This is a genomic window from Staphylococcus sp. 231237_7MaSpsaltlick (assembly GCF_043107035.1).
The window spans coordinates 19,438-43,084 of the sequence record NZ_JBICNX010000006.1 but is presented as its reverse complement, the minus strand read 5'-3'; the positions used below and the strand labels follow the sequence as shown (position 1 = coordinate 43,084).

At 34.7% G+C, this 23,647-nt stretch carries 18 protein-coding genes and 1 pseudogene; 13 read left to right on the top strand and 6 right to left on the bottom strand.

Features of this window, described 5'->3' with window-relative positions; genetic code table 11:
* Positions 1-88 precede the first annotated feature (88 nt).
* From allD to ACF91D_RS13020, 6 genes are all read left to right on the top strand, one after another.
* Positions 89-1,138, top strand: a complete 1,050-nt coding sequence (gene allD / locus ACF91D_RS13045; RefSeq protein ID WP_107589706.1) for an ureidoglycolate dehydrogenase — start codon at positions 89-91, stop codon at positions 1,136-1,138.
* Positions 1,139-1,153: 15 nt separating this feature from the next.
* The gene (locus ACF91D_RS13040; protein ID WP_107591392.1) at positions 1,154-2,914 is read left to right on the top strand and encodes an acyl-CoA synthetase FdrA; all 1,761 of its coding nucleotides are present in this window, start codon (positions 1,154-1,156) and stop codon (positions 2,912-2,914) included.
* Between the two features lies 1 nt (position 2,915).
* Positions 2,916-4,181 (top strand): YlbE family protein, encoded by a 1,266-nt coding sequence (locus tag ACF91D_RS13035; protein WP_107579356.1) that lies wholly within the window; start codon positions 2,916-2,918, stop codon positions 4,179-4,181.
* The gene (locus ACF91D_RS13030; RefSeq protein ID WP_107589703.1) at positions 4,178-5,044 is read left to right on the top strand and encodes an oxamate carbamoyltransferase subunit AllH family protein; all 867 of its coding nucleotides are present in this window, start codon (positions 4,178-4,180) and stop codon (positions 5,042-5,044) included. The genes ACF91D_RS13035 and ACF91D_RS13030 overlap by 4 nt, the downstream gene beginning before the upstream one ends.
* The gene (gene arcC / locus ACF91D_RS13025) at positions 4,962-5,921 is read left to right on the top strand and encodes a carbamate kinase (protein ID WP_107511750.1); all 960 of its coding nucleotides are present in this window, start codon (positions 4,962-4,964) and stop codon (positions 5,919-5,921) included. Before ACF91D_RS13030 ends, arcC begins: the two co-directional genes overlap by 83 nt.
* Positions 5,922-6,023: 102 nt before the next feature.
* Positions 6,024-7,241: a CynX/NimT family MFS transporter gene (locus ACF91D_RS13020; RefSeq protein WP_107511751.1), complete on the top strand. Its 1,218-nt coding sequence runs from the start codon at positions 6,024-6,026 to the stop codon at positions 7,239-7,241.
* Between the two features lie 490 nt (positions 7,242-7,731).
* Here ACF91D_RS13020 and ACF91D_RS13015 read toward each other — a convergent pair whose 3' ends face one another.
* Positions 7,732-8,952, bottom strand: a complete 1,221-nt coding sequence (locus tag ACF91D_RS13015; protein ID WP_107589702.1) for a pyridoxal-phosphate-dependent aminotransferase family protein — start codon at positions 8,950-8,952, stop codon at positions 7,732-7,734.
* A 158-nt stretch (positions 8,953-9,110) separates the two neighbouring features.
* Complete coding sequence (locus ACF91D_RS13010; RefSeq protein WP_107589701.1) at positions 9,111-9,839, bottom strand: poly-gamma-glutamate hydrolase family protein; 729 nt, start codon at positions 9,837-9,839, stop codon at positions 9,111-9,113.
* Positions 9,840-10,085: 246 nt separating this feature from the next.
* On the opposite strand from ACF91D_RS13010, the gene ACF91D_RS13005 reads away from it, so the two are divergent.
* Both ACF91D_RS13005 and ACF91D_RS13000 read left to right on the top strand, forming a co-directional pair.
* Positions 10,086-10,607, top strand: coding sequence for a hypothetical protein (locus ACF91D_RS13005; RefSeq protein WP_107526683.1), 522 nt, complete (start codon positions 10,086-10,088; stop codon positions 10,605-10,607).
* A gap of 186 nt (positions 10,608-10,793) precedes the next feature.
* Complete coding sequence (locus ACF91D_RS13000; protein WP_107526684.1) at positions 10,794-11,534, top strand: alpha/beta hydrolase; 741 nt, start codon at positions 10,794-10,796, stop codon at positions 11,532-11,534.
* A 185-nt stretch (positions 11,535-11,719) separates the two neighbouring features.
* Here the strand turns inward: ACF91D_RS13000 and ACF91D_RS12995 are convergent, their stop codons facing one another.
* Positions 11,720-12,091, bottom strand: coding sequence for an iron chaperone (locus ACF91D_RS12995; RefSeq protein WP_107526685.1), 372 nt, complete (start codon positions 12,089-12,091; stop codon positions 11,720-11,722).
* A gap of 313 nt (positions 12,092-12,404) precedes the next feature.
* On the bottom strand, positions 12,405-13,733 hold the full coding sequence (brnQ, locus tag ACF91D_RS12990; protein WP_107589700.1) for a branched-chain amino acid transport system II carrier protein: 1,329 nt from the start codon (positions 13,731-13,733) through the stop codon (positions 12,405-12,407).
* A gap of 304 nt (positions 13,734-14,037) precedes the next feature.
* Between brnQ and ACF91D_RS12985 the strand changes: the two genes are divergently transcribed.
* Complete coding sequence (locus tag ACF91D_RS12985) at positions 14,038-15,366, top strand: sodium-dependent transporter (protein ID WP_042737561.1); 1,329 nt, start codon at positions 14,038-14,040, stop codon at positions 15,364-15,366.
* Positions 15,367-15,902: 536 nt separating this feature from the next.
* Complete coding sequence (gene lip, locus ACF91D_RS12980) at positions 15,903-18,035, top strand: YSIRK-targeted triacylglycerol lipase (RefSeq protein ID WP_392437147.1); 2,133 nt, start codon at positions 15,903-15,905, stop codon at positions 18,033-18,035.
* A 923-nt stretch (positions 18,036-18,958) separates the two neighbouring features.
* Here the strand turns inward: lip and ilvD are convergent.
* Positions 18,959-20,647, bottom strand: a complete 1,689-nt coding sequence (gene ilvD, locus ACF91D_RS12975; protein ID WP_392437145.1) for a dihydroxy-acid dehydratase — start codon at positions 20,645-20,647, stop codon at positions 18,959-18,961.
* A gap of 440 nt (positions 20,648-21,087) precedes the next feature.
* Between ilvD and ACF91D_RS12970 the strand changes: the two genes are divergently transcribed.
* Complete coding sequence (locus ACF91D_RS12970; RefSeq protein ID WP_042739929.1) at positions 21,088-22,080, top strand: LysM peptidoglycan-binding domain-containing protein; 993 nt, start codon at positions 21,088-21,090, stop codon at positions 22,078-22,080.
* Positions 22,081-22,189: 109 nt separating this feature from the next.
* Here ACF91D_RS12970 and ACF91D_RS12965 read toward each other — a convergent pair whose 3' ends face one another.
* A complete protein-coding gene (locus tag ACF91D_RS12965) occupies positions 22,190-22,462 on the bottom strand; it encodes a hypothetical protein (protein ID WP_042739930.1) in 273 nt (90 codons plus the stop codon).
* Positions 22,463-22,656: 194 nt separating this feature from the next.
* Between ACF91D_RS12965 and ACF91D_RS12960 the strand changes: the two are divergent.
* Together ACF91D_RS12960 and ACF91D_RS12955 are read left to right on the top strand one after the other, a co-directional pair.
* Positions 22,657-23,022 (top strand): annotated as a pseudogene (locus ACF91D_RS12960) (NUDIX hydrolase); the annotation flags it as partial.
* Positions 23,023-23,181: 159 nt separating this feature from the next.
* Entirely contained in the window at positions 23,182-23,541 is a 360-nt protein-coding gene (locus tag ACF91D_RS12955) for a GNAT family N-acetyltransferase (RefSeq protein WP_332299594.1), read from the top strand.
* Positions 23,542-23,647: the final 106 nt, after the last annotated feature.

Below are 23,647 nucleotides of genomic sequence, written 5' to 3'. Positions count from 1 at the left end.
AGCGACAATAACTGAACTTGTCTAGTATTGCATAAAATGAAATTTATGACGATTAATGATTAACCAAATGATTGAAGGAGGTAAAGATGTGCGTTTAACTAAAGAAACTTTATTTGATTTAATGAAACAAAAATTGCAAAAGGCAGGTTTAAACGAGGATGCAGCTAGTGATGTTGCTGATGTTCTAACATTTGCAGATCATCGAGGCATTCATTCGCATGGTGCAGTCAGAGTAGAATACTACGCCGAACGTATCGCAAAAGGTGGTATCACGACAAATCCAAACTATCAATTTGAACAGACGGGACCGTCATCAGCAGTATTTGAAGGAGATAATGGTCCGGGACATCAAGCTGCCAAGCAAGCGATGGAACATGCCATTGAGATGGCCAAGGAAAATGGCGTTGCAGTGGTTGGTGTTAAGCATATTTCTCATAGTGGCGCATTAGGTTACTTTGTCGAAATGGCTGCCAAGAAAGATATGGTTGGTATTAGTATGTGTCAATCAGATCCTATGGTAGTGCCGTTTGGTGGAACAGAGCCATATTTTGGTACGAATCCAATTGCGTTTAGTTCACCTTCAAATGACGAACGTATCATTACGTTCGATATGGCAACGACTGTACAAGCATGGGGCAAAGTGTTAGATGCGAGAGCGAAACATCAATCTATACCAGATACATGGGCTGTAAATGCTAAAGGTGAACCAACTACTGATTCGAGAGATGTTCACGCGTTATTACCTGTAGCAGGACCAAAGGGTTATGGATTGATGATGATGGTCGATATTTTGTCAGGTAGTTTATTAGGTGTGCCACATGGCGTCCACGTGTCATCCATGTATAAGGACTTGACTAAAGGGCGTGACTTAGGGCAATTACATATCGTTATTAATCCAGCATTCTTTACAGATTTAAATGAATTTAAAAAGAATATATCTACAATGTTAGATGAACTTAAAGCGCAACCTGCAGCTGAAGGATATGGAGAAATTTTCTATCCAGGCGAAAGAGGAAGATTGCGCAGTGACAAGTATGATAAGGATGGCATCGAAATTGTCGATGACATTTATGATTATTTAGTCTCAGAAGATGTACATTACGATAGATATCACGGCAAAAATAGATTTGCAGAATAATAATGGAGGAATAAAATGTTACACACAATTATTAAAGAAAACACGTACCAAGATTCGATTGTGCTTATGTTGTTATCGAATAAATTATCAGCGATAGAAGGCGTAAATAAAGTTTCAATAATGATGGGAACGCCTGCTAATAAAGATATTTTCAAATCATCAGGTCTAGGAACAGCAGAATTAGAAAATGCTAAGCCGAACGATATTGTAATCGTCATTGACACTGAAGATGCTGCAAAAGTTGAAGAAGTCGATCAAGAAGTTGAGGCAGAACTAAAAGGTAAGGCAGAAAGTAATGATCAAGAGCAAAAGCACAATGAAGCTTCGAATTGGTCTCGTGCATTAGAGTTAGCTAATAATCCGAACTTAGCGTTGATTTCGATTCCAGGTCAATATGCAGCTATGGAAGCTGAAAATGCGTTAAATCATAATTTAAATGTCTTTATGTTTAGTGACAATGTAGCAAAAGAAGATGAAACACGTTTGAAAAATTTAGCACATGACAAAGGGTTACTCGTTATGGGTCCTGATTGTGGTACAGGTATTATCCATGGCTTACCACTCGCATTTACGAATATTGTTAACGAAGGTGATATTGGTATTGTCGGTGCTTCTGGAACTGGTATTCAAGAAGTGACAACAATCATTGACCGCGAAGGTAAAGGTGTTACAAATGCTATCGGTACAGGTGGAAGAGATTTATCATCTGAAGTCGGGGCAATTACTATGTTAGACAGTATAAAAGCATTGAATCAAGATCCTACTGTAAAGGTTATAACAGTAATTTCTAAACCACCAGCTAAAGAAGTAGAGGAACAAGTACTTAATGTGTTACGAAATATAGAAAAACCAGTAGTTACTTTATTCCTTGGAGCAAAACCAACTTATACGGAAACAAATATTTACCATGCTTATACATTAGAAGAAGCAGCACGTGTATCAGTGCAACTTTCAAATGGAGAGACACCAAACTTTAAACCAAGATTATTTGAAAATATATCAGCTAATCTAACAGCCAAGCAAGATGGTATCAAAGGTTTCTATTCTGGTGGGACATTAGCATCTGAAGCTGCAATGCTCGTTAAAGATACATTAGGTGATTTGTCTAGTGGCGAAACACCGGAAGGATTCGCATATAAAGGCGGTAACCACGAGATTATTGACTTGGGTGATGACATCTACACTCAAGGCAAACCACATCCAATGATTGATCCTTCAAAACGTATTGAAATGTTGGAAACATCTTCAGACGATCCTGCTACTGCAGTTATTATGTTAGACAACGTGATTGGTTATGGTAGTCATGATGATATGGCGAGTGAACTTGCACCTACAATTCAAAAGATCTTAAACAAAGTTAAAGCAGACGGTCGTTCTCTTGTAGTATTAGCGACTGTAGTGGGTACAGAACATGATTATCAAGGATATCACGCTCAAATTGAAACATTAAAAGCTGCAGGGGCTATCGTTTGTGATACAAATGATCAAATGGTACGTACAGCATTAAATTTAATTGGAAGTACAGTTGAGCAACCACAATTAGAAGTGAAACAAATTGATGCAGATCCAGTTGATTTATCTGTAGACGATAAAATTATGAATTTAATCAATGTTAAACCTAGTGTGATTAACATTGGATTGAAGAGTTTTACTGAAGCAATTCAATCAAGCGATGCACAAGTTGTCCAATTTAATTGGAGACCTATTGCTGGTGGAAATGAAAAATTAATGAAAGTACTCCAATACTTAAATAACTTCGAAGGAGAGACGGTATAAGATGGGTTACAAAACAATAGATGAAGCAAACCAAGCTGTAATAGATAAAATGATTTCAGCAGCACCTTTCTTAGTGGATGTTGTGCCTGCAAAATCAAAAATTCCAGAATTGACTGATCACGTATTATTACATGCTGGACCGCCAATCAAATATGAAAACATGACGGATCCAATGCAAGGTTCGTGTGTAGGCGCTATTTTGTTCGAAGGTTGGGCTAATAATGAGCAAGAAGCGAGACAATTATTAGAAGGTGGAAAGATTACATTAATTCCATGTCACCATGTAAATGCCGTTGGGCCTATGGGTGGTATCACTTCTGCGAATATGCCAGTTCTAGTCGTTGAGAATAGAGAAAGTGGAAATGAAGCATATTGCCAAATGAATGAAGGTATTGGTGCGGTTTTACGTTTTGGTGCTTATAATGAAACAGTCGTGAATCGTTTGCACTGGATGAAAGATGTATTAGGTCCAGTATTGAGTAAAGCTTTAAGACAAATGGATGAAGGTTTAAACGTAAATGTGTTAATTGCCAAAGCAATTGCAATGGGAGATGAATTCCATCAACGAAACATTGCTGCCTCTTTAGCATTCTTGAAGGAAGTTACGCCAATCATCAGTTCGTTGGAAGATGTAGAGCCAGCACAACGTACTGAAGTGCTGCAATTTTTAGCAGATACGGATCAGTTCTTCCTAAATATTGCAATGGCAACAGGTAAAGCTATGATGGACGCAGCACGTCAAATTGAACATGGTACGGTTGTTACGGCAATGTGTCGTAATGGTGAAAACTTTGGTGTTCGTATTGCTGGAATGGGCGATGAATGGTTTACAGCACCTGTTAATACACCACAAGGATTATATTTTACAGGTTATTCTGCAGATGATGCTAATACAGATATTGGTGATTCAGCTATCACTGAAACGATTGGTGTAGGTGGTATGGCAATGATTGCAGCTCCTGCTGTAACAAGATTTGTTGGTACTGGTGGATTTGAAGATGCATTAGAAATTAGTAATGATATGACTGAAATTTGTATTGGTGAAAATCCGAATTTCGTTATTCCAACATGGAATTTTAAAGGTGCTTGTCTTGGAATTGATGCTCGTAAAGTTGTTGAAACAGGCATCACACCTGTTATCAACACAGGTATCGCACATAAAATTGCTGGATACGGTCAAATTGGAGCAGGTACAGTACACCCACCAATTGAATGTTTTGAAAAAGCAATCACTGCTTATGCAGAAAAATTAGGCTTTAAGGCGTGATTTATAGAGCGCTTGCAATTGGGGGTATTGCCCAGGAAATACTAGAAGAACGTGAGACATTTTATGTGCATAGTATTTTTAAAAAAGGATTTAATATCGTTAATCATAGACAGGAACTTATATTTATTGGAACAGATGACAATGGTACATTCCCATTTGGTATTCAAATTGATGCGCAAACACGTGATCAATTACTAGGTAAAGTACATCAACAGCAAACAATTAAAGTGAGTGCGAATACGATTTATATCGATGCTGAATGTCAACTTGTTTGGAAAGTGAAGCAACTCGCTTCATTTGAAGCACATATGAGCGATCAGGTGACACAACTACGATCATGTGTTGCTAAATATGATTTCTCTGAATATGAGCAAGGTGATTTTAATAGTTCATATTTAAGACGCTTTATTTACGCTTTAGCACATGGGAGTTCTGAAGAAGTGGAACGTTACTATCGCTTTATTATCGGTAGAGGACAAGGGTTAACGCCAACAGGTGACGATATTTTAACAGGTATGTTGTTCATTCATTTTATCAATCCGTATATTAGAAATCATAATTTAATTATTTTAAAGCAACTACTGAGAGAAACATTAACGACACTTGTCAGTGAAACTTTCTTAAAATGTGCACAAAAAGGTCTATTTAGTTCGAAAATATCAGTGTTACAAACAGAACCAACACCAGACAATATTGATCGCTTAATACAAGTAGGGTCATCATCAGGGAAAGATACATTGTATGGTGTGTTTGTAGCATTAACGTTAAGGAGTGGAACGTATGGGGAAGCGAGTAGTACTTGCTTTAGGTGGAAATGCAATCTTACAACCAAAGCAAGAAGCGACATACGAAAATCAATATAATAATATCAGTGCTGCTACTAAAAAGATGGCAGAATTAAAGCAACAAGGACATAATGTAGTCGTTACTCACGGTAATGGACCACAAGTAGGTAATATCATCGCTCAAAATGAAGCGGCTAAAGATATTGTAGAACCTTTACCGATCAATGCTTGTAACGCAGAATCACAAGGGTTTATTGGATATATGATGGAAGAAGCGTTAAAGAATCATCTTGAGACTTTAAATATAGAAAGTAATGTAGTAACGTTATTGACAATGGTAGAAGTTGACAAAGATGATCCAGCATTTAAAAACCCAACAAAACCAATTGGTGTATTCTTTGATGAGGCCGAAGCGAAACGTTTAGAAGAAAAGCACGGCTTTGTTATGGCAGAAGATGCGGGAAGAGGATATCGCCGTGTTGTTCCATCACCAGAGCCACTAGTGATTCATGGTGTGAATCAAATCAAGGCGCTTATTGATCAAGCGATTGTTATTTCATCTGGTGGTGGAGGTATACCTGTGTATCGTGATATCCAAGGTAAGATACATGGTGTCGAAGCTGTCATTGATAAAGATCGCTCTGGTTTAAAGTTAGCACAACAAGTTGATGCTGATACCTTTGTAATGCTGACTGATGTATCTAACGTCTATGTGAATTACGGTAAACCGAATGAAGAAAAGCTAGAGACAATTTCAGTAGAACAGGCTAAACAATATGTAAGTGAGGGGCAATTCCCAGCAGGTAGTATGTTACCTAAAGTTGAAGCAGCGATTCAATTTGCAGAAATGGGTAAAGAGGCCATCATTTGTTCATTAGATGATGCAATTGAAGCATTAGAAGGAAAAGCAGGTACACGCATCGTGCTAGAAGCGAGTACTGAAGTTGTAAATTAAACTTAAGTAAAGTTAATTTGGATACGAATCGGTCAAAGTATATGTATTTGGTCGATTCGTTAACTTATTATATGACAAGATTACAAAGAAAGGTGATATAAAATGACTGATCCTTCTCATGTAAATAAGATAAATAAGAATTGGGGCGTGATTATAGCGATAGTATTTATCGCTTCAACACTTCGTGCACCACTTACTTCCGTAGGTCCAGTAGTAGATGAGATAAAACATGTGATGGAGATAAATAATAGTGTTGCAGGTATACTTACAACGATACCACTTGTTATTTTTGCTATTGTATCACCGGTTGTCTCTAAAGTAACAGCACGTCTAACGATGTCGCGAACGATATTGTACTCAACAATTTTACTCATATTTGCTCTTTATCTTCGTGTTGCAGGTGATTTTACACTGTTTATTATTGGTACAGTTGTATTGGGTATTGCCATAGCATTTGGGAATGTGATGTTGCCTAGTTATGTAAAATGGTATTTTCCTTTGCAAATTGGTGTGGCGACGGGAATTTATAGTGGGACGATGAATTTTACTGCAGGTTTAGGCGGAGGATTGAGCTTTCCATTATCACAAATATCACCTTTAGGATTTAGATTGTCTTTAGCATTTTGGATTGTTTTGGCAATTATTGCCATTATATTATGGTTGCCAAAAGCTCGAAAAGGGGCAACATTAGAACGTGCAGCTATGGATTCTAATGAGACGGTTAAACCAAAAAAAGTTAAAATCACTCGCTCTAAATTAGCGTGGATGGTGGCATTAACTATGGGCTTCCAATCAATGGTGTTTTATACCGTTGTTGCATGGGTGCCATCAATATTAGTAGATAGAGGCTTAGATCCATCAACTGCGGGTTATTTACTCATGTTAAATCAGTTCGCACAAGTACCAATGACCTTTACTTTTCCGATTATTGCTTCTAAGTTAAAGGATCAACGCATATTAGTAATTATTATTACGTTACTATTCATAGTAGGATTTAGCTTATTCTTCACACAATCTTTAGTACTACTTATTATAGGGATTGTTATTGCTGGTCTTGCGATGGGCGCTTGTTTCAGTTTATGTATGACATTCTTTTCAATTAGAGCGAAAACAAGTGAGGGCAGCATCTCTTTATCTGGTTTTGGTCAATCAGTAGGTTACTTGATAGCTGCCGTAGGTCCATTTTTAATCGGCTATCTTCATGATGCAACAGGAAGTTGGATTTCTGGAATCATTGCCTTGCTTGTAATGTCAGTGCTATTCTTTGCATTTGGTTATCCTGCTTCTAAGAGACGTGTCATAGAAGATGAATCATTATAACAAAAGAGTCAAGTTGATAAATTAATTAGTTTGTAATGTAATAGCGATATTACGTCGAAGTAAGGTTGTTGTGATTCGATAGGGTTACTGTACAACTTATTAAGCCACCCACTTTCTAAAGATTGTAATGCACCCCAAAAGTTAGATTTTTAGTCCAACTTTTGGGGTTCACATCAGATACTTGGAAGTGGGTGGCTTATTTATTATGTGTAATTCACAAGAAGCATCACTATACAATACTACAGTAGCTCTTGGTGAGCATTTTTTACCGTGAATGGTAATAGTATGATCAGTATTAAAATCATGTTTGGTTTAGCTTTTGGTTAGACATTGTTGAGCATTGTTCAGTTGATATGTATATTATAGCTCTAAAAGCGCCCTTAAATGAACGATTAATTTCATTTAAGGGCGCGTATTATTTTAAATTTAAAACGGGTAATTCACATAATTAATCTACGAGACGTACATGTGTGATGTAAATCAAAAATGATTAATCTTGTGTTGCGTAATGTTGTAATAATGTAGTAAGTGCTTTTTCAGGTTCTAAATTAGTTACACCTTGTTGTGCTAAATAAAGTGAAAATACTGATAAGAAAGTTAATATATTTTGCTTTTCTACAGCATAACCCATTATGCCAATTCGCCAAATCTTACCTTGTAGATCTCCGAATGAACCAGCGATTTCAATACCATAGTGCTTTAATAAACCTTCTCTAAAGGTAGCATCATCTACACCATTTGGTATCTTTATACAGATTACCATTTTCATTTCATTTTCCTCATCGCCATAAATCTCAAGTCCGAGTGCTTTAAGTGCAGCTTTCAAACCTGTTTGATGGAAAGCGTGACGTTGTGCACGAGCTTCGATGCCTTCTTTAAGTGCAAGCTTCAATCCTGTGTTCAATGCATAAATTGAAGTTGTAGATTCTGTGTGATGATTTAAGCGTTTAGGGCTCCAGTAGTCTTGTAATTGGGTTAAATCTAAATAGTTACTGCGGATGAAAGGTTCTTGTTCGACTACTTCATCAGAACGTATACCAAGTTCGACACGTTTACGACGATTAATTGCTTCGCTAAAGCGCTCATTAAAGGTAATTGGTGTTATGCCTGAAGGGATAGATAAACATTTTTGAACGCCTCCAACAACTGCATCAAGTTCCCATTCATCAACAGGGATAACCATGCCTTGATACGTTGCTACTGCGTCTACTACTGACAAAATACCACGTTCTTTACATGCACGACCAATTTTATCAATAGGTTGAAGACGTCCCGTAGATGTTTCACCGTGTACAATAGCCAATACTTTTGGTTTGATTTCATCTAATGCAGCTATTATTTCAGATTGTTCAAATACTTCGCCCATAGGTTTTTGAATGTTATGTACAACACCACCTGCTCTAGTGACAAGTTCAGTGAATAAATAACCGAAACGTCCGATAATCGGGACGAGTACATCATCACCAGGTTTAACAACACTAGAAATGACAGCTTCTAGTCCAGCACGACTTGTACCGTCAATTGGGAATGACCATTGATTGTTAGTCAAAAAAGATTGGCGTATCAATTCCATTGTTTCATTCATTATGCCAACAAACTCATAGTCGAACTGACCTAATATAGAATTAGACATTGCTTGAGAAACACGAGGGTCTACACTTACAGGACCTGGTGTCATAATTAAACGTTTATTAATCTTCAAATCATCCATATTTATAACCTCATTTTCTTTAAATTCCGTCATTTTATATTATACATGAATGGTAACAAGCATTATTCGTCAAAATTGATGAATTAATAAGGTTTATTTGTTTGAATATTACAAAAATGATATACACACGTATATGACGAAGTGAATGAAAAATATTATTAATTTTGCAAAATAGCTACAGTTATCGCGTCAGCAAATTCATGCATGATAGGGCTCCAATTTGTTTCATCTTCTCTTGAAAAGCGTGTTAAATCCCCATTATTAAAAAATGAAGCACGTAAACCTAATGATAGTTCTAACTGTACGCCTGCATTTTTAGCATTACGATTCGCAATATTGGCATCGGAATCTCCTTCTAAATATCGAGGGGGAGGTTGGACATTAAATCCTCTGAGTTCTAATTGCTTCTTGATTGAGCTCTTTAAAGGCTCGTCCTTTCCTCCTATGTAAACAACTGAGTCTGAACCACTAGCGCCATGTATCATAACGGATTTAGTCATTTGTTGTTGCATATCTAAAATAGTGGGTTCGTCATAATTTGTAGACGTTACGTGCAATTCCCCGTTATTTGTCGTTCTAATACCTTCAAAACTATAATAATTATAAAATCCATTGTTGGCGATTAATTTAGAAAGCTCTGTTGTACCAGGTTCAATATTGCCACCATGTACAGCTGCAATTATTGTATTGCCAAAACGCTTGTCATACGATAAATTCCAGTCAATCCCCTGTTCCGTATCATTCATCAGTTCGGTCATTGAAGCATAACTGTCAGCATATACAGGTTTAGAAAAGACTGATAAAAGGTAAATGAACATACAAGTGAAAGTTATAATATATAATTCTTTTTTAAAAAACCATTTGAAAAAATAAGTATTTTCTGCCATTGAATTCTCCTGTATTTTAAAATTTAATTACACATTAAATATGTTATCATATTATTATTAAATTAATAAATTATTTTTATTTTAAAAGGTATATGTTGATTCTTTCTACAAATGATAATGATATATGGTGTGTAGCATGGTAACGTACAAATTAACCATGTTTTTAAAAAAGTAAGTTCTAAAAAGTGGGGAACGCTTGATTTTATAATGAATATTAGAAAATTTATGTCATGGAGGTAATAATAAATGATTAATATTATATCGGCGATTGGCTCGATTGGAACTTTTGTCATGGCTTTGTTTTACTTTGTATCAGTAAGTATACAACTTTATCAAATGAAGATTAGTTTTATACCGGCGTTAAGCTTCAATCAGATTCTTGTTACACGTGAGAAGGATCAATTACAACTTACCAATACAGGTATTGATAGTGAGTCTGAACAAGATTATATGAAATTATATAATCTTGGTGGTGGGGCTGCTAAAAATATAAAAGTTGAAATTTACCTAGGTGATGATGATGTATTGCAACGTAAATATATTAATATATTACCTAGTAAAGAGGGCTATTTATTGCCAATAAATAAAGATGTATATTCTGAAATAGAAAATACTATAAAAAATGAAGGCTATGATTCAAATTTAAATATCAAGATAACATATAAACATAATGTGAGTAGAAAGGAACAACATTTACACTTGAACGGGAAGATTGATAGCTTTAATACGTATAATGATAAATCTGTTTATGAATTACAATTTTTCTAGTTTTTAAGTCTTTAAAATAATTTGTATTAAAACATTTCAATATATCGTTGCTTTAATTTAGTGTGAACATTCAAATTGAAGCAACGTTTATTTATTGTCATATCAATAAATGATGTGAATTGTTTTGTGCGATTGAATTTTTTAGCTTAAACTTGTATATGAAATTAATATTTGGAGTGACAAAAGATGATAAATGTAAAAGCACCAAATTCTTTATTTTTAGAACAACAAGAGGCAAGTCATGCGATATTGTTGTTACATTCTTTTACCGGTACGATAAGAGATGTGAAATTATTAGCGAATAAATTACATAAAGTAGGCTATACGTGCTATGTACCTGCATATGAAGGACATGGTTTGTTGTTAGAAAATTTACTGGAGTACGATACGGATGATTGGTTGAAAACAGCACAAGCAGGCTATCGCTTTTTAAAAGAGCAAGGGTATCAACAAATCAGTGTTTGTGGTGTGTCGTTAGGTGGTATCTTATCGTTGAAATTAGCGGAAACGACTGATGTACACTCAGTAGTCGTCATGTCGACACCATTTAGTAAAGATGACGCAGGATTAGAAGCACGCTTAACATATTATTGCCAACGTATGGGTGATTTAGTAGGGTTATCTGAGGAAGAGGTAACCAGACAATTGACGATGATTGAAAGTTATCATGCACAGTTACAGAAATTTAAATTGCTCGTAGATGAAGTGATGGCAAATTTAGAAGATATTACTGCACCGATTGCAATTAAATATGGAGAACAAGACGAGCAGTCCTATGCAAAGAGTGCAAATTACATTTATGAACATATTCAACATAATGACAAGGAAATTTCTGGATATCCACATTCGAAACATCTTATGACGCATGGAGAGGGGCGCGCAGATGTAGAACGGGATATTATTGCTTTCTTAGAAGATTATGAATAAAAGATACAAATGAGTATAAATATCATGGATTTTAATGGTTTGAATCTAAGCTTAACAAAAAGACAATTACTATTATCGGTGAAGATAAAGTAGTAATTGTCTTTTATTTATTAGTAGCGTATTTTTGCCTTTAGCATGTTAAGTGTGAAATATCCATTACTTAGCATTTAAGACGCTATACTGCTTTACTTTCTCCAAAACGTATCACAGTTCTGTTTATCATCAATATTAAATTGGATAATATCTTGTAATAAATTAAAATCAATATCCTGTGTCCATTTTATTTTGAATAAATTATTGGTTTGTGAATAACCTGCATTTGTAATGCGTTCAGAAAAATGGGACATAGTTTTCGCTTCAGGTGCGATTGAGAAATGTTGTTTGGCCTTACTAAACGCTATGATAAATGTGCCATGATCAGTATACATAGGTTGGTTCCACTTCACAGTTGTCTCTAGTTTTGGAAATGAGTCATTCATCCATTGAAATACTTGAATCATGGTGTCTTTTTGAGAATCTGTTTCTAAAGTATTGAGAAATGATTTAAATAAGTCCAAGTAAATGTCAGCTCCTTTTAAAGTGAAATAATTATATTTTTACATGTAAATGTGTAATATTGCTTTGATTATAGCATAACAGAATGGGCTAGTGACAATGCTTATGGTAAATAGCGTGATTTCAAATAATGTAGAGCAATCATGTTGTTTAAATTAATTCATAATAGATAGACAAAAGGTATCAAGTCTTGAATATGTTAAATGAGTCATTCAAGGATCTTGATACCTTTAAGAGTTGCTCTAAATGCCACGGTTAAGTGCTTTGTTTTGCGCACTAGTTTGAGCGTGTTACCGAAATAGACAGTTAGATAAGCTATTGTGTTGTTGTGGTGGTTAAACCGTTACTTTTCTTTTTTTTATGTTGAAATAATGCATCAATAATTAAGCCGATAATAAGTAATATGATAAATGGCAATAACCATGCGAGTTGGATATCGGCTAATGGTAATGCATGATATAAATTTGAGATGGCTGAACTTAACTTAAAGTCACTAACAATTTGTAATACTGAAATAATTAAAGTGACTATAGTTGGTAAAATATACGCAAATTTTAAATCAAATGGTATGAAAATGCTCACTAATGAAATAATTACCAATACGATAGAAGTTGGGTAGATGAACGTCAATAGTGGTACTGCAATTTGTAAAATTAAGTCTAAACCTAGTGTAGAAACTAAGAAACCTAATAATGAAAAGATCAGTACAAACATTTTATATGAAATTTTAGGCAGTTTTTTCATGGCGAAAGCCGCACATGCATTGACTAGACCGACGCAAGTTGTTAAACATGCGAGTATAACAATGATACCGAAAATTAAATTACCTAGTGAGCCAAATACACGTAATGAGTTGAAAGTTAAAATGCCAGTGCCATCTTTGAAACCAGCCTGACTCGTTGTTGCTCCCACATAAGCAAGTGCAAAATAGATTAATAATAATAAGATAGCAGAAATAAGACCTGCTTTAATTACATTTTTTACTAATGTACGATGATCTTCGATGCCATGCATTTTAAACATTTGTACAATCACAACTGAAAATGCTAATGCGGCTACGAGATCCATTGTGAAATAACCTTGTAAGATCCCTGATACGACTGGTGTTTTCGCATAGTCACCAGTTGCTTGTCCGATTGATCCTTCTGGATTAAAAATAACGAGTATGCACAGGATCGCAATTATAATAATTAATATGGGTGTTAAATATTTTCCTAAATTATCTATAATTCGGCTAGGATATAATGCGATAAAGTACACAACAAAGAAAAATATAACAGAGAATATGATTAAAGTTGCATGGTTATGTACAGGTAAAACATGGTTCGTACCTATTTCATATGCTACATTGGCAGCTCTTGGGATGCCGTAAAGTGCACCTATTGATAAATATATACATACTGCAAAAATAGTGCCGAATATTGGATGTACTTTATTACCAATACTCTCCACACCACCATTCATATATGCGACAACAATGACGGTTAAATAAGGTAATAAAATACCAGTTATTGCAAAGCCGCCCATCGCAATCCACATATTATCTTGGGCAGTGTAGCCAAGCATCGGTGGGAAAATTAAATTTCCAGCCCCAAAGAAAAATGAAAATAACATGAGACCAGACATTAATATTAGTTTATTCATTATGATTACCTCAATTTCAAGGATATTTACTTGCGCAAAACACAAAATACTTTAACACAGAATACCATTTAATTCAATGAAGTTTCAGACAATTTCTAATATTTAAAGTATTACAACTACATATAGTCACAAATTGTACATTTTCAGCGAGAATTAGGGCTATAAAAGAGTAAATGAAGGTATGTCATTTTTGTGATAATAAAAACGCTATTGAGCCGAAAGTAGAAAAATGATATAGTATAATCTATATCGCTAAAACGCTTTAACGCAATAAAGTTTTGTAAAACATAAAGGATGTAGGGTTATGAGTAAACAATCACAATGGAAGTCTTCGACTGGCTTTATATTAGCTAGTGCAGGCTCTGCAATAGGACTAGGCGCAATGTGGAAATTCCCATATATGGCAGGTATATATGGCGGTGGCGCCTTTTTATTAATGTTTTTAGTATTTACAATTTTTGTAGGTTTACCATTATTAGTTATGGAATTTACTGTTGGTAAAATGGGACAAACATATACCACTAAAATTTATGAGAAATTAACACAAAAAAGATGGTTGAATATCATTGGTTGGAACGGTAATTTAGCTGTTTTTGTATTGTTTGGTTTTTACAGTGTTATTGGTGGATGGATTATCATTTATATATTTAATGTAGCACTGCAATTATTATCATTCCAAGGTGGTAAACTTGGAGATATTCAATTTGAATCCATTATTGGAAGTCCGTTATTGACGATAATAGGACAAGGTGTGTTTATCTTGTTAACTATGATTATAGTCATGATGGGCGTTGAAAAAGGACTAGAAAAAGCTTCGAAATTTATGATGCCTTTACTATTTATCTTCTTAATTGTCATAGTTATAAAATCATTGACGTTAGGTGGTTCAATGGAAGGGTTGAAATTTATATTACAACCTCGTGTTGAAGATATCACTATGGAAGGTATCTTGTTTGCTTTAGGTCAATCATTCTTTACACTTTCACTTGGAACTACAGGTATGATTACGTATGCGAGCTATGCTTCAAAAGAGATGCCGATTAAAACATCTGCAGTATCTATTGTAGCGATGAATATATTGGTGTCAGTACTTGCAGGGCTAGCTATTTTCCCAGCAATTGCAGCATTTGGTTACAAGCCAACGGATGGCCCAGGTTTATTGTTTAAAGTATTGCCAAAAGTATTTGATCAAATGGCTCTTGGTTCTACATTCTATTTTATCTTCTTGATACTATTCTTGTTTGCTGCGTTAACGTCTTCTATTTCATTATTAGAGTTGAACGTATCTAACTTCACTAAAAATGATAACAGTAAAAGAAAATCGGTATCATTTTACGCTAGTTTATTAGTATTTATTATCAGTATTCCAGCAACACTATCCTTCAGTAGTTTGAGTGGTATTCATTTTGCAGCGGGTACAATTTTCGATAATATGGATTTCTTAGTATCAAATATTTTAATGCCATTAGGTGCATTAGGGACAACGCTCGTTGTAGGTCATGTGCTTAGCAAAGAAGATTTAGTTGAACACTTTGGTAAAGATAAATTTAAATTGTTTGCACCGTGGTATTACTTAATAAAATTTGTATTGCCGATTGTAATCATTTTGATATTTGTTGTTCAATTTATTTAACGATAACACTCTATTTTATTAATAGTTATAGGTAGGTGCCGACAAAGTATTGCGCTTTGTTGGCACTTTTTTATATGCAGTTAATGACGGTTAAATGCGACTAAAACTTTGTAGTAGTTTATTAATAAAGAATTTACTTCAGTAAAATGATTATGAAGTATATTGAATCAATCGTTGCAAATGAAATTAGCTAAATATGTTGTTTCAATCAGCAATAAACAGGTAATAGTTGTATAAAATTAAATTGTGTCATTTTATTGACATTTAACTATCAGTTTAGTACAATTTTAATAAATTATTTATTAGAAGTGATTAATTGTTAATTATAGTATACGAATATATAAATTATAGATTAACACTTTTAATAAATAAAAATTTTCTTTGTAAATGTAAGCGTTTTCTAAAGGAGGTAAAATTATGGAAGCTCTCATCGGAAAGTTTTTTGAATTATTACCACGCTTCATCGTTAATTTATTTATTTAAAATGCGTTGGGTTTTAAGAGTGTAATTTTGAATATTTTTAAGAGGTGTCTAAGATGGAGAAAAAACAAAATAAATACAGTATCAGAAAATTTAGTATTGGTGCATCGTCAATCCTCATTGGAGCTTTATTATTTTTAGGGGCAGGAACTGCACAAGCTGCTGAAGAAGAAGGCCAACAACAAGTTGACGCTACACCATCTAAGCAAGAAGTGAATACTAATACTTCTTTATCAGACGAATCGAATCAAAATAATACGCAAGCTATAAACCAAGAAAACAGTAAAGATGCAACTACTGAGTCATCGTCACAAAAGGATGTACATAATGCACAAGATGTGGCTACAGAAAGTGATTTAACCACTAACGATGTAAATCCAAAATACAACGAACAAGATAAAGCAGATACAGCAACAAAAGATCAACAGACAGAAGGAACATCAAAAGAGGATCAAACAAAATCAACAGAATCACCAGTAGATCCAGAATACAACGAACAAGATAAAGCAGATACAGCAACAAAAGATCAACAGGCAGAAGGAACAACAAAAGAGGATCAAACAAAATCAACAGAATCACTAGTGGATCCAGAATATAACGAACAAGATAAAGCAGATACAGCAACAAAAGATCAACAGGCAGAAGGAACAACGAAAGATACACAAGAGCAAACTTCAACTAACCAACAGAGTAAAGTAGAACGTCCACAAAATGTAATTCAAGATAATAAATTAACTCAAACAAATAATGCAAATGTAGCTAATGAAGATATAGTTGCGACCCAAGATAATACTGCCGTGGAAGCAGATAACCAACAAGTTATGTCAGAAAAGGTTGATAGTGATCAACAAAATGATACTGTATCACTTGAACAACTTCAAAGTGAATTACAATCTACAGATAGCCCACAGGATAATAGTAAAGATGAAGATTCTACTTCAACACTAAAAGCACTCAAAGACAGTGCAGTAGCTACTGTACCAAAACAAACACAACAAACAAGTGAACAAACAAATGAACAACCTACTAAAACAGCAAAACAAGGTCAATATAAGAATGATGATCCAATTATTTTAGTGCATGGTTTCAACGGTTTCACAGATGATATAAATCCACCAATCCTTTCACATTATTGGGGTGGAGATAAACTAAACATTAGACAAGATTTACAAGACAATGGTTATGAAACGTATGAAGCAAGTATTGGGGCGTTGAGTAGTAACTATGACAGAGCTGTTGAATTGTATTATTACATTAAAGGTGGAACAGTAGATTACGGTGCTGCTCACGCTGAAAAATATGGACACGAACGTTACGGAAAAACATATGAGGGTGTCTATAAAGATTGGCAACCAGGGCAAAAAGTACATTTGGTAGCGTATAGTATGGGTGGTCAAACAGTTAGACAATTAGAAGAATTACTGCGCAATGGTAATCCAGAGGAAATTGCTTACCAGAAAGAACACGGTGGTGAAATTTCACCACTTTATCAAGGTGGTAATGATAATATGATTACTTCGATTACTACGCTTGGTACGCCACATAATGGAACAGTTGCGTCAGATGAATTAGGTAATGAAGCATTTATTAGACAGGTTGTTTATGATTATGTGAAATTTAAAGGTAATACAGATTCACATTCTGATTTTGGTCTAAACCAATGGGGATTAAAACAAAAAGAGGGCGAATCTTATTTAGATTACGTTAAACGTGTACAAAATAGTAAATTATGGAAAACGCAAGACAATGGTTTATATGATTTAAGTACAGAAGGTGCTGCAAAATTAAATGCTAATACTTCTCTCAATCCAAACATCGTCTATAAAACATATACAGGTGAATCTACAAGACCGACATTATTTGGCCGTCAGAAATCTGATTTAAATATGTTCTTACCATTTACGCTTACTGGTAATATCATTGGTAAAACAGCCAATACGTCATGGAGAGAAAATGATGGGCTTGTATCTGTTGTTTCATCTCAACATCCAAATAATCAAGCATATGTTGATGCTACTGATGAAATTCAAAAAGGTGTTTGGCAAGTAACACCAGTAAGACATGGTTGGGATCACGTTGACTTTGTTGGACAAGATGCTACTGACCCAACTCACGATAGCGTGGAATTACAACAATTTTGGCATGGTATCGCCGATGAATTAGTAAGAAGTGAACAATTAGACGCCTAAAATAACAAATATAAATTAAGAGAGAGGGATTAACATGACTGGAGATATTTTCGAATTATTAGGTTCATTATTTAATGTACTTAAGACATTATTTTCATAATTATAATCGGTAGGGTAGCTAATCACAGCTACCCTATTTTTATTGAGTATCTTCGTATTGTTGGCTCGCTTTCCTAGGGGACAGCTTCAGCCTGTAGTCTTCAGCTTGTCCTGTTCCCTCAGGAGTCTCACCAACATACTTTAAAATGATTTGTGATGTTTAATTACCATCTGCTTAAATTTTCTTACTAAATTTAACTTTATAGTGATGCCATACCAATTATTAAATATTTGAAATATTATCTACTACCAATTTTATTCAATATCTAGTATTGTTGGCTCACTTTCCTAGGGGACAGCTTCAGCCTGTAGTCTTCAGCTTCTCCTGTTCCCTCAAGAGCCACAGGAGTCTCACCAACATACTCGTGGTATTAATCCGTATCATTTCAAAATAATATTGAAAAAGGCAATTTCTATATTATTTCAATAGAAATTGCCTACTTATACTTGTCCGAAAACTTTATGTCTCAGACACTTGCATAGTCGAGAAACAAAATGTGTCAGCTATTTAAGTATGATTAACTATAAATTATTTAGAGAAAGTTTCGATTAATTTTTTGATGATATCGATGATGAATTCCATTATTGTTTCACCCCTCTTTATCTTTGTTAACTTAAGTCTAATATAATTGAGTTTTATTGTGTTGCATACTTCTTAAGATGTGATATTTTATGCGAAATTGAATAAAATTTACATTTTTTTACAGTTTTGAATTCGAAACTGTATTGTTCTAAATTTATTTAATAAAAAAACACATTAACTACAACCGTTGGAAGGCGATAGTTAATGTGTGATGTTGAAAGTATATTGATTATAAAGGTAATTATTCTGTTGTTGCACCTTTGGATGCAGAAGAGACAAGTTTAGCATATTTTGCTAGAGAGCCCTTAGTTGCTTTCAGTGGTGGTGCTTGCCATTTTTCGCGACGGCGCTTGAGTTCATCTTCGCTAACATCAAAGCTAATTTCTAATCGTTCGGCATCAATTGTAACGATGTCATTTTCTTCAAGTAATGCCATAGGTCCACCTACTTGAGACTCAGGTGCGGCATGGCCGATAACTAAGCCGTGGGAACCACCAGAAAATCTACCATCTGTAACCAATGCTACAGATTCGCCTAATCCTTTTCCTACTAATATTGATGAAGCAGATAACATTTCAGGCATACCAGGTGCTCCTTTTGGACCAGCATAACGAATGACGATAACATCTCCTTCATTAATTTGATTATTTAAGATTGCTTTCGTCGCAGCTGGTTCAGAATCGAATACACGAGCAGGACCTTTAATATATGTGACACTTAAACCAGAAATTTTTGCTACAGCACCTTCAGGAGCAAGGTTACCCTTTAAAATAACAAGTGGACCGGTTGGATATTTTGGATTGTCGAAATCAATAATTGATTTATTGTCCGTTAATGGCTCTTGGTCAGCTAAATTTTCTGCTACTGTTTTACCTATAACAGTCATACAATCACCGTGAATCAAGCCTTTGTCGTAAAGTAACTTCATTACAGCTGGGATACCGCCAACTTCATCTAAATGCGCCATTACATACTTTCCGCTAGGACGTAAGTCGGCAATATGTGGCACACGTTTACGAACCTTTTCGAAATCATCGAGTGTTAAATCAACATCTGCTGATTGTGCGATTGCAAGTAAGTGTAGAATTGCGTTGGTTGAGCCTCCTAACGCCATTACAATTGTTATAGCATTTTCGAATGCTTCTTTAGTCATGATATCTTTTGGATAGATTCCTTGCTCTAACAATCGGTAAACTGCTTTACCTGCAGCGCGACTGTCCTTTGCTTTATTTGCAGAAACAGCAGGATGCGAGGCACTTCCAGGTAAGCTCATACCCATCGCTTCAATCGCAGATGCCATTGTATTAGCAGTGAACATACCGCCGCAAGATCCAGCACCAGGACAAGCTGCACATTCTACTTTATGCAGTGCTGCGTCGTCAATTTCTCCGTTATTATATTGTCCCACACCTTCAAATGCGGATACTGCATCTACATCTTTGCCATCTAATTTTCCAGGTAAAGTGGTGCCTCCGTAAACAAATACGGCTGGTAAATTCAAACGCGCAATGCCTATCATACAGCCAGGCATATTTTTATCGCAACCACCAATCGCAACTAAAGCATCTAAGTTTTCAGCGCTAATTACTGTTTCGATAGAATCTGCAATTATTTCACGACTTGGTAATGAAAAACGCATGCCATCTGTACCCATCGAGATACCGTCGGACACTGTAATTGTGTTGAAAATAAGTGCGGATGCATCCGATTCATTGACACCTTGCTTTGATGCGCGTGCTAACTTATCGATATGCATGTTACATGGTGTTACTTCACTCCATGTACTCGCAATGCCTATCATCGGTTTATTGAAATCTTCATCTTCGAAGCCTAATGCCCGTAAATATGAACGATTTGGCGTTCTACTAACACCTTCACTTATAGCTTTACTTCTAATACGTAAATCTTTATTTGCACTTTGTTCAGTCAAATAATTACCCCCCAGTAATGATTCGAGTTATATCTGCAAAAGTTTAATTATTTTTAAGATAAGTAAAAACATAATGCAAGTTGTTATTCTTTCTATTGATGTTATACATTTCTTTACCCGTATCTGTTTTTATTAAAGGAAAATGAAAGAATCGATAGTCAAATTATTGTTTTTTATAATTGAATTTAAAAATGGAAATTAAATTGTGATAAAGATATTCGGAATTATATTACAAAATGCTATGAAATTAGTGTAATATTTTGAAATGAAGCATAGACAAAGTTAATCGTGGTGTATGTTTAGTGTGAATTTAGAATAATTCATCTTTGTAATAATAATGTCATATAAAATTTATACTAAAATACAATTTCTAGTTGTATAATTAAGTAGTGAAAAATTGTACACAAGATGAAAGAGATATATTGGGAGGTTTACAATTAGTGCGTAAAAAAATTCTTGCAACGGTAATTGGGAGTAGTGCGCTAGCTGCGGTTGCTACAACATCAAACGCAGAAGCTGCTACAACTTATAAGGTGAAGAGCGGAGATTCACTTTGGTCAATAGCGAATAAGTTTAATATTTCAGTATCTAAATTGAAATCATTAAATAATTTATCTTCAAATGTTATATTCCCTAACCAAACATTAAAAGTTTCGGGGACTACAAGCTCAAGTACATCATCAACAAGTACTTCATCAGGAACTACATATACAGTAAAATCAGGGGATTCATTATCTGCAATTGCTGCAAAGTATGGTACAACATATCAAAAAATAATGAGTTTAAACAACTTATCAAACTATAACATTTACCCAGGTCAGACATTAAAGATTTCAGGTAGTACGTCAACATCTACAGGAAGCACTGGCGGAACGAGTACAAGTGGTTCAACGACGTATTATACAGTAAAATCAGGAGACTCATTATCTGCAATTGCTGCAAAATATGGCACAACATATCAAAAAATAATGAGCTTAAATAACTTATCGAATTATAATATTTATCCAGGACAAAGATTGAAAGTTTCAGGTACAGCTACAAGCGGTTCATCAAGTTCAGGTTCGACATCAGGTTCAACTAGCTATAATACCCCTATATTTAACCATTCTAATTTGTATGATTGGGGTCAATGTACTTGGCACGTATTTAACAGAAGAGCAGAAATTGGTAAAGGTATTAGTACTTATTGGTGGAATGCAAATAATTGGGATACTGCTTCTGCTGCTGATGGTTACACAGTAGATCATAAAGCGACAGTTGGTTCAATATTACAATCAGATGCTGGATATTATGGTCATGTTGCTTTTGTAGAATCTAAAAATTCTGATGGCAGCATTACAGTTTCAGAAATGAATTACAGTGCTTCTCCAGGTATTAAAACGTATAGAACGATTCCTGCTTCACAAGTGAGCGCTTATAAATATATTCATTAATTACTATATATTTAAGAAAGACTCCTAACTACTAGGTGAATGATGTATTCACTTAGTGCTAGGAGTCTTATTTATTGTTATGCTCATTCGAATACATAGTTGTTTAGAGTTAAGATGTTTGCTTACGTAGAGATTTAATACGTCTAGCAGTTGTGAATAATGTGCTAGTTAAAGTAAATGCTGAAAATAGTTTGGCGAATTTCTTCGGTGATTTTAAGGCAGTATAAAAATCAAGTACAGCACTGACGCTCGAAATTGCCATGCTCGCATAAATTAATTTTTTATTTTTAGATTGATATGCATACCAATTAAATCCTTCGACAGCTACGCCAACAAAATTGACAGTATTAGAAATACGATTAAGTTTAGTTTTTTTAGCCATTCTAGAAGCCTCCATTGTTTGTATTAATAAGTATCGCTCAATATTATAGCATTTTTGCTATAAAATAAGTTTGATAATTAAGGTTATTTTAAAAAACTTGCTACGTGTGAATATTGAAGTATGATAACATAAGCTAGAATTGTTTAAAAATACTTTGTCTAATAAACCTAGGATGTATGAAGGAGTGTAAAGTGATGATTAGATGTGTGTGCTTAGTCATAGAACAGGATGACCAACTATTACTAGTGCAAGCTAGGCATCGTGAAAAATATTATTTTCCGGGAGGTAAGATCGACCCTGGAGAATTACATATTCAGGCATTGCAAAGAGAAATACAAGAGGAATTACAAATGACGCTTGCAGAAACTGATATAGAGTATATGACTACGATTATAGGTGATGCATATCCTCAGCCGAATACGCAAACAGAGTTGAACTTATTTAGACTTATAGCAGATGTAGATTGGGAGAAATTAAATCCTGCTCAAGAAATTACTGATATGCAATGGGTTGATGTTACGGCACGAGATCAAATTGCACCTGCAGTATTGAAATGGATTGATTATTCTAGAGAAAGCAACAATGTTGTAGCGGCACCAAGTGGCATTGCTTTAATACCGTATAATGAAGATTTATATGAAGCGGTTGAAGGTATAACATTAAAAGCTGAAGACAATCAATTTACAAAAACGCCTATAGAAAATATTAGACTTGCACAAATGGATTCAGAGCGACATCCAACCTTGGTTTTTAATGCGCAACAGCAATGTGTTGGGTTCTTTACGTTACACGAAGGTGATGGTGTACGTCCGTATTCAAGCAATGTTGCTGAAAGCATCTTCTTTAGATCGTTTAGTATTGATGTACGATATCGAGGTATGGGGTATGCCAAATGCATAATAGAAGAACTTGAAAGGTATGTACTTAGCTATTTCCCACATGTTAAATCTATTTATTTAACTGTTAATAATGATAATGAAATCGCTCGAAAATTATATGCTGCTTGTAATTATGAACACGTAGGTGACAGTTTATTAGAAGGGCGACCAGTCTATAATATGATGAAAAAAATAGTATAATTCGTTAAAGTGCGTCATGAAATCTAACACATAGTGTTATTTTACATGACGCATTTTTGCTATTGCTTTAATTTGGGGGTATGATGCATTGCAAAGGAGTGATGTA

Coding starts and splice junctions, on each gene's coding strand:
- ACF91D_RS13040 (WP_107591392.1), top strand. CDS start 1,154: ATGTTACACACAATTATTAAAGAAAACACGTACCAAGATTCGATTGTG.
- ACF91D_RS13035 (WP_107579356.1), top strand. CDS start 2,916: ATGGGTTACAAAACAATAGATGAAGCAAACCAAGCTGTAATAGATAAA.
- arcC (WP_107511750.1), top strand. CDS start 4,962: ATGGGGAAGCGAGTAGTACTTGCTTTAGGTGGAAATGCAATCTTACAA.
- ACF91D_RS13020 (WP_107511751.1), top strand. CDS start 6,024: ATGACTGATCCTTCTCATGTAAATAAGATAAATAAGAATTGGGGCGTG.
- ACF91D_RS13015 (WP_107589702.1), bottom strand. CDS start 8,952: ATGGATGATTTGAAGATTAATAAACGTTTAATTATGACACCAGGTCCT.
- ACF91D_RS13010 (WP_107589701.1), bottom strand. CDS start 9,839: ATGGCAGAAAATACTTATTTTTTCAAATGGTTTTTTAAAAAAGAATTA.
- ACF91D_RS13005 (WP_107526683.1), top strand. CDS start 10,086: ATGATTAATATTATATCGGCGATTGGCTCGATTGGAACTTTTGTCATG.
- ACF91D_RS13000 (WP_107526684.1), top strand. CDS start 10,794: ATGATAAATGTAAAAGCACCAAATTCTTTATTTTTAGAACAACAAGAG.
- brnQ (WP_107589700.1), bottom strand. CDS start 13,733: ATGAATAAACTAATATTAATGTCTGGTCTCATGTTATTTTCATTTTTC.
- ACF91D_RS12985 (WP_042737561.1), top strand. CDS start 14,038: ATGAGTAAACAATCACAATGGAAGTCTTCGACTGGCTTTATATTAGCT.
- lip (WP_392437147.1), top strand. CDS start 15,903: ATGGAGAAAAAACAAAATAAATACAGTATCAGAAAATTTAGTATTGGT.
- ACF91D_RS12965 (WP_042739930.1), bottom strand. CDS start 22,462: ATGGCTAAAAAAACTAAACTTAATCGTATTTCTAATACTGTCAATTTT.
- ACF91D_RS12955 (WP_332299594.1), top strand. CDS start 23,182: ATGGATTCAGAGCGACATCCAACCTTGGTTTTTAATGCGCAACAGCAA.